7 protein-coding genes and 1 tRNA gene are annotated in these 14,084 nt (G+C 41.0%); 4 read left to right on the top strand and 4 right to left on the bottom strand.

Features of this window, described 5'->3' with window-relative positions:
- Window positions 1–219: 219 nt before the first annotated feature.
- Both U735_RS0106920 and U735_RS0106915 read right to left on the bottom strand, forming a co-directional pair.
- A complete protein-coding gene (locus tag U735_RS0106920) occupies window positions 220–1,464 on the bottom strand; it encodes a site-specific integrase (RefSeq protein WP_031443127.1) in 1,245 nt (414 codons plus the stop codon).
- A 229-nt stretch (window positions 1,465–1,693) separates the two neighbouring features.
- Window positions 1,694–1,767: transfer RNA gene (locus U735_RS0106915), tRNA-Pro, on the bottom strand.
- 293 nt (window positions 1,768–2,060) lie between these two features.
- On the opposite strand from U735_RS0106915, the gene U735_RS0106905 reads away from it, so the two are divergent.
- From U735_RS0106905 to U735_RS0106890, 4 genes are all read left to right on the top strand, one after another.
- The gene (locus U735_RS0106905; RefSeq protein ID WP_198036616.1) at window positions 2,061–3,956 is read left to right on the top strand and encodes an FG-GAP repeat domain-containing protein; all 1,896 of its coding nucleotides are present in this window, start codon (window positions 2,061–2,063) and stop codon (window positions 3,954–3,956) included.
- 95 nt (window positions 3,957–4,051) lie between these two features.
- Complete coding sequence (locus U735_RS0106900) at window positions 4,052–4,690, top strand: 3-keto-disaccharide hydrolase (protein WP_031443125.1); 639 nt, start codon at window positions 4,052–4,054, stop codon at window positions 4,688–4,690.
- A gap of 48 nt (window positions 4,691–4,738) precedes the next feature.
- Window positions 4,739–7,621, top strand: a complete 2,883-nt coding sequence (locus tag U735_RS0106895) for a PVC-type heme-binding CxxCH protein (protein WP_034248078.1) — start codon at window positions 4,739–4,741, stop codon at window positions 7,619–7,621.
- 54 nt (window positions 7,622–7,675) lie between these two features.
- Window positions 7,676–8,860: an FG-GAP repeat domain-containing protein gene (locus U735_RS0106890; RefSeq protein ID WP_031443123.1), complete on the top strand. Its 1,185-nt coding sequence runs from the start codon at window positions 7,676–7,678 to the stop codon at window positions 8,858–8,860.
- Between the two features lie 272 nt (window positions 8,861–9,132).
- Here the strand turns inward: U735_RS0106890 and U735_RS0106885 are convergent, their stop codons facing one another.
- Together U735_RS0106885 and U735_RS0106880 are read right to left on the bottom strand one after the other, a co-directional pair.
- Window positions 9,133–10,716: a SusD/RagB family nutrient-binding outer membrane lipoprotein gene (locus tag U735_RS0106885; protein WP_031443122.1), complete on the bottom strand. Its 1,584-nt coding sequence runs from the start codon at window positions 10,714–10,716 to the stop codon at window positions 9,133–9,135.
- A gap of 34 nt (window positions 10,717–10,750) precedes the next feature.
- Window positions 10,751–14,077, bottom strand: coding sequence for a SusC/RagA family TonB-linked outer membrane protein (locus U735_RS0106880; protein ID WP_031443121.1), 3,327 nt, complete (start codon window positions 14,075–14,077; stop codon window positions 10,751–10,753).
- Between the last annotated feature and the right edge of the window lie 7 nt (window positions 14,078–14,084).

The raw sequence follows: 14,084 nt of genomic DNA, 5'->3' as shown, positions 1-14,084 counted from the left end.
TGTAAAAACTTCAATGATTATAGGGATTTCGAGGGGATTTACATTAAAAATAGGACAATACCTCAAATTTAATATGTTAATATTATACTGTAAATCAACATTTTAGCGACCGTAACACCGCTTTAGCGTGTTACCCTCTTGCTATTCAAACCTTCTACGCTACGCTACCGGTTTTTGAATACCTTTAATGAATTCAACCAATTCAAAATCTATATAGGTTTAGAAGATTCTTTGTTGCTCCTTGTGTTCGAGTATGGACATCAAATTGTGCATATCCTCCCCTACTTTCTTTTCGAGGACTCTAGCATAAATTTGTGTGGTGGTAAGTTTCGTATGCCCCAACAATTTGGAAACAGTTTCAATTGGCACACCATTAGAAAGTGTCACAGTTGTGGCAAAAGTATGCCTCGCTGCATGAAAAGTAATATTCTTATGTATACCACAAGCCTTCATTATCACTTTTAAATAACTGTTTATTTTTTGATTACTTAACACCGGAAGTAATTTGCCATTTGAAATACAAGTCATTTCATCTTTATACTTTTCTATAATGGCTATCGCTTTAGGAAGTAATGGAATTTTTACCATTTCATTCGTCTTTGCCCTTTGAGTATGCAGCCAATAGTTACCATCTATACCCATTACCAATTGTTCCTGCATAAGTTCCTTGACATCGATATAGGACAAGCCGGTATAACATGAAAAAATAAAGACATTGCGAACTTTCTCATATCCATCCCCTTTAAAAGTAGTTTCCTCAACCAATTGCAACTCTCTTTCTGAAAGATAAGACCTATTGTGCTTATGAAAATTTAGTTTAAATTTTGTGAAAGGATCTTTTTCCAACCATTCCAATTTTAGCGCAAGGTTGATCATTTTCATCAATCTTGCCAGATGTTTCATCGTTCCGTTATTGCTACAGGTACGCCTTTTCTTTTCAGGCCGGTAATTTCTTAGATATTGTTCAAAATCGACTATAAACCGGTAATTCAGTTGTATCAAATTAATATCCGCAGTATTGAACTTATCCCTCAAAAACTTTATTAAATAGCGTTCGGTAGTATAGTAATTTTTCATGGTGCCATATTTCAACACCGAAACCATAGTACTATTATGATACTCCACCAATTCCATCAATGTTTTGTGTTGTTCGTCTTGACCTAAAAACCTTGCTTTTACGGACTGTGCAGTAATAACCTTTCCTTCCTGGAGTAATTGCCTATGTGCCTCCATAATCTGCACATATACCTCATCTAAATAGCTATTTAATAGTCGGGCCTTTTGTGATGTTCCAATGACCCTTCCCTTGGAAACATCCCAAACATTCACCGAGGTGTAACGTTTTAAACTAATTTCCGCACGCCTTCCATCGATGGTAATCCGGGCATAAATAGTGAGTTTTTCGGGATTATAAGTAATGTCCCGGGTAAAAATAAGTACTGCTAAAGTGCTGTTGCTGCGCATAATACACGTCCTTTAAATTATACAAAACTTGTTTGCAAAGACGACCATAAATAGCCTTTAATGCTACCTAAATTTACAACAACTTGCTTACTAATCCATTAACCGAACTCTACACCTTTTCCCTTGATATTATATGAAATCAAATGATATCAAAGAAAATGCATAAAAACTAAAAACACTGAAAATCAATTGATTAACAGTGTTTTACCACCACATGAAAGGTGGTTCGTCGGGATGACAGGATTTGAACCTGCGACCACACGGCCCCCAGCCGTGTACGCTACCGGACTGCGCCACATCCCGAAAATGAGATTGCAAAAATAGGAAAGATCAAACAATTAAACCCTAAACTTTTGGCAAAAAAATGATTTTTTTTACTCACCCCTTATATCGGGGTCGACGGAAGGTATATTTCAAAATTCCCTATAATTTTAAATGATATCCACCGGTATTGACCAGCATCTACAAGGTACCTTTTGTATAGTGTTGGTCATTTGAAAAATAAACACTAATTTGAAATTTTTATTCACATACCTATCAAACTATAATAAACTTAGCAAAATCCATCTATGATGCTTAAACGATTAATCATTTTCATGTTCTTAACATGTACAACTGTTTCCTACAGCCAGTCCGCTAACGAAACATTAATACGATTACAATACAAGGACACTACCACTACCAAGGATCTGGCAGTTGGACTTTGGGCCAACCCATTACCCATGGATTACGATCAAGATGGAGACATAGATCTGATTATTTCCTGTACCGATGTACCCTTTAATGGCACCTTTTTATTCAAGAATAGCACCAAGGACCAAAACGTAAACCCCATATTTGATGCCCCTATTAAAATTGGTGACGGAATGCGTAACGTGGCCATCTCCTATGTAGATGGGGAACCAAGGGTCTTAGGAGTGGGCTTGGAATATGACAATTTCAGAAGATATGGATATACCAGACCTATTGGGCTTTACCAGGCATCTGAACTGCTGGATCTATACAAAGAACGATTTAGCGACTGGAAATATGTTGATTATGACAATGACGGGGATATGGACCTTATCGTTGGTATAGATGACTGGAGTGAATATGGCTGGGATAACGCCTTTAATGAAAAAGGGGAATGGACCAATGGAGACCTTAGGGGTTACTTATATTTATTGACCAATGACCAAGGAAAATATAGGAACGATGGAAAAATATTGGCCGGAAACCAACCTATTGACGTATACGGCAATACTACGCCCAATATGGCCGATTTTGATGGCGATGGGGATCTGGATATAATATGTGGCGAATTTGTAAACCGATTTACCTATTTTGAAAACACCGGTAGTCGTGAAAACCCCTCCTACGACAAAGGTAGATTTCTGGAAAATGCATCCGGTATACTAGAAATGGATTTGGAAATGATGCGGCCCGTGGCCCTAGACTGGAACAATGACAACCACATCGACCTAGTGGTGGGTGACGAAGACGGGAGGGTTGTATTTATTGAAAATACTGGTACCGTAAAGGAGAATATGCCCATTTTTAAATCGCCCATATACATTCAGCAGAAAAGCCAAAATCTAAAATTTGGAGCCTTGGTTACCCCGTTCAGCGTTGATTGGGACGATGACGGGGACGAGGATTTGATTTGCGGCAATTCAGCTGGCTATATTGGTTTTATTGAGAATTTGGACGGGGGAACAAACCCCGATTTTAAAGAACCTGTCTATTTGGAAGCAGATGGGGAAGTGATTAGGATAATGGCAGGAAACAGCGGTTCCATCCAAGGTCCGGCCGAACGTAAATGGGGTTATACCACACTCACAGTTGCCGATTGGGACGGTGACGGACTAAAGGATATAGTACTGAATTCTATCTTTGGCAAAGTGGAATGGTACAAAAATATTGGAACCACAGGCGCTCCCAAATTAATGAAAATGGGAGGTGTTAAGGTGGCCTGGGAGAAAAACAAGGTTCCAAAACCAGCTTGGAACTGGTGGAATCCAGAAAAAGAGGAATTGGCCACCCAATGGAGAACAACACCATACGCCATAGACTGGAACAAGGACGGACTAATGGATTTGGTTATGTTGGATCACGAGGGTTATTTGACGTTTTTTGAAAGGTTCAAAAAGCGAGGTAAACTTTATTTAAAACCCGGACAACGCATCTTTAAAAATGCGGATGGCACCATGGGCAACGATTTGCTTCGCTTAACGGAGCGGGAAGCCGGTGGAAGTGGCCGAAGAAAAATTCAATTCACGGATTGGGACGGGGACGGAGACCTTGACCTTTTGGCCAATAGTGAGAATATTGAATGGTACGAGAATATAGGGGAAACCAACGGAAATACCATCTTTAAGAAAAGAGGCAACTTGGTCAACACCAAATTGGCCGGTCATACTACCAGTCCAACCGTGGTGGATTGGGATAAGGACGGGAAACCTAATTTGTTGATCGGAGCTGAGGACGGACATTTTTATTATTTAATGCACTAGAACCATTGTAATACCGGGATTATTCATAACTTAATGATGTCCTTGAATATGTGATTTAAAGGGAAATTTAAGAGCCATACTAAAATCTAATTTCTATGAAGCGTTTACTCTTAGCTTCTTTCGCCCTATTGCTTCTCATAATAGCATGTAAAAATACTAGCGACAAGAAAGCAATTTCCCTTTTTGACGGGAAGACATTTGCTGGCTGGGAGGGAGATACACTAACCACATGGAGGATTAAAAATGGAACTATTGTGGGCGGTTCTTTGGACCAAACGGTCCCGCACAATGATTTTCTATGCACAGAGCGTTCCTATGCCAATTTTATTCTGAAACTAAAGATTAAATTAACCGGGCACGAAGGTTTTATCAATTCGGGCATCCAATTTAGAAGTAAAAGATTAATAGATCCACCCTATGAAATGACAGGCTATCAGGCCGATTGGGGAGAAAACTACTGGGCAAGCCTTTATGATGAATCCCGTAGAAACAAGACGTTGATGGCCCCAGATTCCACAAAAGTACTCGAATGGATAAAGGTGGGCGACTGGAACGATTATGAGATCAGGGCCGAAGACCGACGAATACGCCTCTACATCAATGGTCACATGACGGTTGATTATACCGAAGCTGATACCACTATTCCACAGTCGGGCTTAATAGGTCTTCAGATCCACGGTGACGGTAAAGCACTGGTTGCCTTTAAAGATATTATTCTTGAAGAACTGAAATAAAACAGCATACCCCAGCCAAAATAACCAACCATTCTAAATATAACCCCCATGAGTAATCAATTATCACTAACCCATACTTCCATTGTATTGTTCCTTATGGCCTTTACGATAGGTTGCAAAACAAAAAACGAAAAAGATACTGCAGACAAAATTGTTCTGGACAGCACCATTATCGACCGGGACTATGCCTTGGAAGCTACCATGTTGGGCTATTTCGCCCAGGACGGAACCAGAAACCCGACCTTAAGGGCTAACCAAGGAGATCGTGTTAGAATAACAATAACCAACGGGGAAACCATGACCCACGATATTGCCATGGAGAAACTCGGTATAAAGAGTGGCACTCTCCTGGAAAAAGGATCCAGCACCAGTATTTCCTTTTGGGCAAAGAACAATGATACTTATTTCTGTACAGTACCGGGACATCGCGCAGCAGGAATGGTGGGTAAATTTGAAGTAGTGGAAGGAGATCTGTCCGGACCAACAATCGCGGGAGTCTTGCCCTCCAAAAATGATAAACCAATCAACCTGGGCTTTGAAGCGGGATCACTTTTGGATTGGACAGCCACAGGCAATGCTTTTAAAACACCTCTCTATAACCAAGACCCTTCTCCCATACACGAAGCCGATGCTAAAATTTCTTTTGATGGCAATTATTTTCTAAGCAGTGGGGGCAACACTAATTACAAATTCACTGGAACATTAAATTCCATTCCCTTCAAGGTCTCCCATCCCTATGCCTCCTTTAGGATTTCAGGAGGTGCCTTGGCCGATACCCGCGTAGAATTAGTCCTTGCAGAAACCAAGAAGGTTATCTTTAGTTCTACTGGCCAAGGTAGGGCTACCCTTCAACCAGTAGTGGTAGAACTTGAACCTTATTTGGAAAAGGAAATCTTTATCCGCATCATTGATAACGAAACAGGTATTTCGCAAATTCCTTATATAAAAGATGATAAATGGGCACATATAAATTTTGATGACTTCAGGTTCTATCCCTCTCGCCCCTTTTTTCCAAATGAATTGAATAAGGACGACATTATTGTACTACCACCTTTGGACCCTATTCTAAATTCCGGACTTTCCGGTAAGGAAGCCGCCAAGGCCATGACCATGCCCGAAGGTTTTAAAATTAGTTTGGCCGCCTCAGAGCCGGATGTAGTGCGCCCCATCAGTTTTACTTTGGATGCCCGTGGGCGACTTTGGGTCGTGGAAGCCCATACCTACCCCACCCCGGCTCCTGAAGGCCAAGGGAGAGATCGAATACTTATTTTTGAAGATACCAATGGCGATGGTACATTGGATAAGAGAAAGGTGTTTACCGAAGGTTTAAATCTGGTCAGCGGAATTGAAGTAGGTATGGGTGGCGTATGGCTGGGAGCCGCTCCCTATTTGCTGTATATTCCCATTGATGCTGAAAAAGATAAGCCGGCCGGTCCGCCTCAAAAATTACTGGACGGATGGGGCTTGGATGATACCCATGAGGTTTTAAATAATTTGCGTTGGGGGCCTGATGGATGGCTCTATGGAGTACAAGGGGTCTTTACCCATTCCAATGTTGGCAAACCAGGAGCATCGGACAAAAATAGAACCAAGATCAATGCTGGGGTCTGGCGCTATCACCCAACACGACATGAGTTTGAAGTATTTGCCGAAGGGAGCAGTAATCCTTGGGGCATAGATTTTAACGATTATGGACATCCCTTTATAACGGTTTGTGTAATTCCACACCTCTATCATGTAATCCAGGGCGCGCGATACCAGCGGCAGGCCGGGGAACATTTTAATCCCTACACTTACGATGATATTAAAACAATAGGCGACCATGTACATTGGTTGGGAGACCGTGGACCCCATGCGGGCAATTTTAGGTCGGCAGCAGCCGGTGGCGGTCATGCCCATGCCGGGGCCATGATTTATTTGGGTGGAGATTCCTGGCCAAAAAAATACCGAAATACCATTTTTATGAACAACATCAACGGATCTAAACTTAACAATGACCAACTCATAAGGTCAGGTTCCGGTTATGTTGGCTCCCATAATCAGGATTTTTTGGCGATGAACGATTCTTGGTCCCAATGGCTCAACTTTAAGTACGATCCTAGTGGATCTGTCTTTGCCATAGACTGGTACGATCAGAACCAATGCCATAGTTCCAACCCAGATGTACACGACAAAACCTTGGGACGGATCTTTAAGATAAGCCATAACAATGATCGCTGGGTGCAGGTAGATCTATACAAAGCATCGGATCTGGAACTGGTCAACTATCAATTACATCCCAACGAATTTTTTGTAAGGCAGGCAAGGACCATACTGCAAGAAAGAGGCGGTAGCCCTGAAGTATATAAAGCCCTAAAGGACATTCTGGCCAACAATCCCGATGTAACCAGAAAACTAAGGGCGCTATGGACACTACATGTTACCCAAGGGATAAATGAAAAGGAACTAAATCATTTACTGAGTAACGACAATGAATATCTTAGAAGTTGGGCCATACAGTTGTTGACCGAGGATAAAAAGATTTCCCCGACTACTTTGGACCGATTTGTAGACTTGGCCAAAAACGACGCCTCAGCCATAGTCAGATTATACCTAAGTTCCGCCATGCTACGTTTGGAACCCGCTACTCGTTGGAGAGTTCTAGAGGCCTTAGTTCAAAAAAGTGAGGATGTAGCCGATCACAATCTGCCCTTAATGTTATGGTACGCCACCGAACCCTTGATTCCCCTGGACCCTGAGCGTTCCCTTGAATTGGCGGAAAAAGCACAGATTCCGAATATTTTAACCTATACGCTTCAAAGGATAGATGCATTGAATACTTTGGATTCCAAAAATTTATTAAAAAACTACAAGGAACAATTGACAGATGGGGACAAGAAAGGAAATCAGGCACATATAATGCTCATTGACAATTTATTAAGTGAACAATAGTAAAGGATTTTCAACTAAAAATAACTAATTTTAGAACTACAAACAGGCCATAAAATGAAAAGGAAAACAACTAAGACTATTGGACAGCTTTTAGGTGTACTTATTTTATATATGGGCTGTATTGTGGTGGCCTATGGCCAGACCGAAACCTCAAAAGATTTCAAAAAAACCGTTCTTACAAGGGATTTTATTTCTGAAGGAGTCGCTGTGGCAGATTTGAACAAGGACGGCCAAATGGATATTGTTGCAGGTTACTACTGGTTTGAAGCCCCTGATTGGACACGTCATGAAATGGCACCCTCACGTACTTTTGACCCATGGAAGGAGTATTGTGAATCTTTCCTGAACTTGGGTATGGACGTAAATCTTGATGGATGGGATGATGTAATCATCATAGATTACCCGGGAAAACCAGGGTTTTGGTTCGAAAATCCGAAAAACAATTCCGGAGTATGGAAAAAACATATTATTGCCGAGGGCATGGGCATCTCCAACGAATCCCCAGGTTTTGTGGATATTGATGGAGATGGCAGGTTGGATATTCTTTGTGGGGACGTGGAAAAAAAACAAATAGTATGGCTTCAAGCACCACTGAATCCTGGAGAAACGCAATGGAAGCGTTTTCCTATCAGTGCTGAAAACGTACCTGGCACTGAACGTTTTTCCCACGGTATTGGCCTAGGCGATGTTAATAATGATGGAATTGATGATGTCCTAATTGCGGAAGGATGGTTTAAAGGCAAGACCGATAAAACTAGTGGCAATTGGGAATTCCAACCCACCAAGATAAGCGAACCCTGCTCCCATATGCAGGTGTTGGACATCAATGGGGATAGCAACAATGATGTGGTCACTGCCTCGGCCCATGCCCTTGGCATTTGGTGGCATGAACGGCAAGAAGGGGAAAACTTTAATACCCATTTAATAAGCACTACAACGGCACAGACCCATGCAACTATTATGGCCGATTTAAACGGAGATGGCAGTAATGAATTAATTACAGGAAAAAGATATTTGGCACATAACGGAAATGATGCCGGGGACAGCGATGCTCCCATACTACTTTACCTAGAGTTTACTCCCGACAATGCTCCATATTTCCAAGAACATATTATTGACAATGATTCGGGTGCCGGCCTGAATATTATGGTTGAGGATATGAATAAGGACCATAAACCGGATGTAGTCATTGCCAATAAAAACGGAGTCTTTCTTTTTGAGAATATGATGGGGAAATAATTGAAAATGCACTATTCAAAGAAACTCTTTTATACATAAACCTATACATGGAAAAAACTTCCAACACTATCAACTCAACGATTATCATAGCTGGCCGAACAAGGCTTTAAACCATTATTTTATCACCAGCCACTACCTCATTACGCTTTTCAACCAGGCTTTAATACATCACCAAGGACTACATATTGGTTTGGCTTAATACCAAAAGAATAAGCCCGATACATATGTTGTATCGGGCTTTGAGGGAACAAAATTAAAACTAACTCAATTCCTTAATTAACGTCCCAGAATAATTTAGTGGTCAAATTATCCTCACCGCTAACAGTATTATAATTGTCGGTGTTATAAACACGCTCACTATTTGGGTAAATCCAACGGCTAGGTGGCAATGTTTGTTCGTTGGCATTATCTACCTGGAAATCGAATTCAGGTAAATTCAACCTTCTTTGTTCCGCCCAGCTATCTGGCAATTGTAGCACACTAAAGTGTATCCATTTTTGGGTTGCGATCAAAGACAATTTCTCATCATCTGTAGTGGCATTGTCCCAATTTACATCGGCACTGTCAATATAAGCCTGAATTTCAGTGTCATTGGTAGGAACAAGATCTATTGCAGTTCCATCGGCACTCAAATCACGAAGATCATAGTAGAATTCGGTTGATTTTTCAATAGCATCCTCATAACTGGCTTGTGCCATGGCATCATTGCTGGCATTCAAATAATATTCAGCTTTAAGTAGACTTACTTCGGCAGCTGTAAACAAAAGCCCAGGGAAATACTCATTTCTACTTAAAGTAGAACGATTGTATCTTGACAAAGTACCAGTAGCTACCAAAGTAGTTTGATCATTTTCGTCAAGCAATGGATCCAAGCCTGAATAGGTACCACCAGCGTTTTCTCCTGGCTCGTACATAGCTCTTATTCTAGGATCGGTATTGTCCAACATATGATCGATCATGGCCTTCCCTGCCAAGTTACCGTCCCAGTCTTCCAATCCACTTCTGAAACCTTTGGAATTTATCGGCGTATCCAAACTAACAACATCGATCTGAATATTTTCGATATTTTCCTCCACAAGTGGATATTGTCCCGGATTAGCCAAGATAGCAGCTATTTCCGAAGATGCCCTAGACTGAAATTCAGAAGATCCTGAAACTCTGGTCAACATTCTTAGCCTTAATGAATTACAGTACTTTTTCCAAGCACTTAAATCTCCTCCGTTAACAAAATCCTGGGTCTGAAACCCTACCATGATTCCTGCGCTAACATTGATGCTGTTCAATTCGTCTGAAAAGGCTTTTAGGCCATCCAACATTGTAGTATAAATACTTTCGGCAGTATCATATGAAGGTAGTGAATTTAAATAATCACCTCCATTTTGGCTCAAACGACCCGCTTCGGAAAATGGTATATCACCATGTAGGTCAACTACTCTTTGGGTATGATCGTAAAGGTAAATAGTGGCCGTAAGCATATATACCCTTAAATCTGCCTGCTCCTCTGGAGAAAGGTTATTGTAAATCTTCTCCAATTCCCTGTATTGCGCCAAGAAATCATAGTAATTTCCCCAACGTCCTCCAATACCGGCCTCACCAGGCACATATTGATTAGCTGTATTAATCCAACCAACAGCTTGTGTATATCTGGTCAATGTAGTCCTTAATACTACAAAATAGTTCCAATAGGCAGGAAGTACGTAATCCTTATTGGCTACCAACATTCCAGCAAATTGCTTCTCTACTGTTGCTGTAGATACCTTTGAAGGGTTTGCGTAATTCTCGCTAAAATCTGCCTCAGTACAACCGCTTATGGCCGTGGCCATAACTATACCGAGTATTATCGATAATTTTTTCATGAAATATCTTTTTATATAATTCTTATTTATATTATTATAAACTAGCTCTTACCATTAGACCGAAAGAACGGGTTGAAGGGTTGGTACCAACATTATTAACATTTTGGAACCATCTAGAACCAGCTGTAGTCTGTTCCCCATCCATATCTTTAATTGTTCTATATAGATAAAACAAGTTTCTACCGAAAACAGAGAATTGCAATTTACTAAGTCCTATCTTATCAATTACTTTTCTTGGCATTTTGTAGCCTATGGAAAGCTCTCTCATCTTAAAGTACGTATTCTCTTTAATGTATAGTTCATAACGGGTGTTTGGACTATATTGAGGTCCACCCCAGTTGTAAACGGTCCAGTAATAATCTGCTGCAGAAGCTATCTGATCGTTAGGTTGACCATCATTGGTAACCCCATCCAACAAAATACCATCATGGTAAACCACTTCTCCTCCAGGACCTGCAGTAGCACCAGGAGTTGTCTGAATTCTGGTTCCACTGGCATCCTCGTAATAGCTAAGTCCACCACTTTCAGTATCCATAAACTTTGTGCTCTCTTCTGTTAGACCACGGCTGGTCATCCAGTTAAGTGCTGTTGGCATTACATGGCCTCCTATACGGAAATCCACAAGGGCATCCAAGGTAATGTTCTTATAGCTAAAGGAGTTCATAACACCACCAGTCCATTTTGGCATGGCGTTACCAAATTTTTCCATATTATCGGCATCTACTTTGTACATTCCATTGGGATCCACAATTCTTCTTCCCTGTGCATCTGTTGCTACTGGGTGGGCATAAAGATCCCCCATAGGTTGTCCTACCAACGACTTCAATTGGGCCGCATTTCCATCATAATCTGCATGCAACAATTCATCAAGTCCAGGAGCCAACTTCTCAACCTTGTTATTGTTCTTGGCAAAGTTTACGATAGCATCCCATCTAAAGGAACCTGTATCTATTGGAGTACCTGTCACCCCAAATTCAAAACCTTGGTTTCTAAGGGTTCCAATATTGGTAAGTACATTACCGGCTCCAGAGCTATTTGGAAGTGTCAATGGCAAGATCTGATCCACAACTTGGGCGTTGTAATAGGAGGCATCAAGACCTAACCTTCCCTGAAAAAATTTGATTTCCATACCAAATTCGTACTCGTGTTTCTCTTCCGGTCTAATTCCGTCATTACCAAAACTGGAAGGGATGGTTGTGTAAAGCACCGGGTTACCGCCTTGAGATCCCAAAGTATTCTGGTTATAAGCGATGTTGGCCTGATATGGATCAGGATAATTACCCACAATACCCCAAGATCCACGAATTTTGAAATAATTCATAAAAAGTGGTAGGTCAAATGCCTCGGAAAGCACTAAACTAGAGTTTACGGAAGGATATACAAAACTATTGTTGTTTGGGTTCATAGTGGAGGTCTTATCCTTACGAATGGTTCCCTCTACGAAAAAGTACCCCTTGTAATCAAGATTGACAGTACCCAAAAATGCATCCTTTACAATAGAGTTACGGCCACTTCCAGAATTAGGAGTGTTTACCGATGCAGACACATCAAACCAGTTTTCAACACTCAAACCTCCATTGGTTCCTCTGCTTAGATTGGATTCTGATTGCTTGGTAGCATTATAACCCGCCATCATGGCAAGTGTCAAATCCGTTGTAATTGGCGTTTCATACCTCAATAGTAATTCACCATACAAAGAGTTGTAATTGTTATTGCTCATGCTAAACGCACCAGAGTTGCCGAAAGCCAATGGTCTTTCGGTAGTATTACTTTGTTCGGACCTTCTATTAGTAAAATCTGTTGAAATCCTACCTCTTAAGTTAAGACCGGTGGCTATATCCCAATTATTGGTAATAGTTCCTATGATCCTATTGCTTTGCTCTTCCAAACGATTCTCTTTCACCCTCCATACGAAGTCTGCAATATCTCCTTTAAATCCTGGATAAATAATATTTTCTTCTGGAGTTAAACTCTGACCAGTTCCTGTAACATAACGATACCCTCTACTGGTTTTATATCTATCCAAATACCAATCGGCACTATCCCATGGGGACATCATACCGGTAAAGTTGTTCATTAAACGGTCTACCGAATAAGGTCTGTTGAATACGGACTGATTCACATAATTCACAATTACATCGGTAGACATATTGTCTGCCCATTTAAAAGTGGCATTTAAATTAAATACATTCTTTTCCTCTTCAGATCCAATACTGATACCTTGGTTATCCTGACGGGTATACGAAAATCTTAAATTGGAGTTGTCCGTAACATTGGTAATGGACATATTAACACTTGTATTGTGTGCAGTGTTGAACAAGCCACCATAGCGGTCATCCTGAGCCTCATAAGGCCTTACAATTCCATCCCAACCAATAGTTGGCTGCCCATCAAATTTTGGTCCAAAGTTGATACTATACCCTAACACTCCTCTAGTTTCTGCTATACCATCACCATCCGTATCATGATATATAAAACCGTCGGCATCCTGTCCACCGTCAGAAACGTTCAAAGGTGCACCTGGCCCCCTCACTGTTTGGTATCTTGGAAGATAAGCCACTTTGTCAAAACTATAGGAAGAGCTTAGATCTACGGTCATACCATTCTTTCTATTCTTACCACTTTTGGTAGTGATCAAAACCACCCCGTTTACCGCTTCAGAACCATAGAGGGCTGCAGCAGATGCTCCCTTAAGAATGGAAATATTATCTATATCCTCAGGGTTAATATCCAAAAGACCATTACCCCTTAAACGTTGGTCTCCCCAATAGTTGTTGTTGGAAACTTCTCCATCCCTAATAGGTACACCATCTAAAATAATTAATGGCTGACTTCTACCTGTAATTGAGGCTACCCCCCTGATAGTAATGTTGGAGGCACTGGTAGATCCACCAGGAGTGGTATTTATACTTACCCCAGGAGCCTTTCCATACAATGCAGTTGCAAAGTTGGGCGTTGCAGTTTCGGTCAAAGCCTCTGCACTAATAGTTGCAGTAGCATAACCAAGGGCCTTCTTTTCCCTGGTAATACCCAATCCTGTTACAACAACTTCCCCTAATTGTTCAGAATCTTCTTCAAGAACAACTTTAATAGTAGTCTGTGCTCCCACTGCTATTTCTTTTTTGGTAAAACCCAAAGAAGAAAAAACCAAAGTGGCATTGTTTTCTACATTAATGGAAAAATTGCCATCAAAATCTGTAGAGGTACCTGTTGAAGTACCTTTTACCACAACGTTGACACCTGGTAGCGGGGTGCCCAAATCATCGGATACAGTACCGGTAACCGTTTTGTTCTGCGCCGTCATTCCCTGTACAACGAGAAATGAAGCCAGCAATAAATAGTAATGAAATTTTTTAATCATACTAATA

The sequence above is a fragment of the Arenibacter algicola genome (assembly GCF_000733925.1).
Lineage (GTDB): Bacteria > Bacteroidota > Bacteroidia > Flavobacteriales > Flavobacteriaceae > Arenibacter > Arenibacter algicola.
This window is presented reverse-complemented; position numbering and strand designations above follow the sequence as displayed.

What these genes read in the sequence shown, in the direction of transcription:
- U735_RS0106920 (WP_031443127.1), bottom strand. Translation starts at nt 1,464, where the DNA reads ATGCGCAGCAACAGCACTTTAGCAGTACTTATTTTTACCCGGGACATT.
- U735_RS0106905 (WP_198036616.1), top strand. Translation starts at nt 2,061, where the DNA reads ATGTTCTTAACATGTACAACTGTTTCCTACAGCCAGTCCGCTAACGAA.
- U735_RS0106900 (WP_031443125.1), top strand. Translation starts at nt 4,052, where the DNA reads ATGAAGCGTTTACTCTTAGCTTCTTTCGCCCTATTGCTTCTCATAATA.
- U735_RS0106895 (WP_034248078.1), top strand. Translation starts at nt 4,739, where the DNA reads ATGAGTAATCAATTATCACTAACCCATACTTCCATTGTATTGTTCCTT.
- U735_RS0106890 (WP_031443123.1), top strand. Translation starts at nt 7,676, where the DNA reads ATGAAAAGGAAAACAACTAAGACTATTGGACAGCTTTTAGGTGTACTT.
- U735_RS0106885 (WP_031443122.1), bottom strand. Translation starts at nt 10,716, where the DNA reads ATGAAAAAATTATCGATAATACTCGGTATAGTTATGGCCACGGCCATA.
- U735_RS0106880 (WP_031443121.1), bottom strand. Translation starts at nt 14,077, where the DNA reads ATGATTAAAAAATTTCATTACTATTTATTGCTGGCTTCATTTCTCGTT.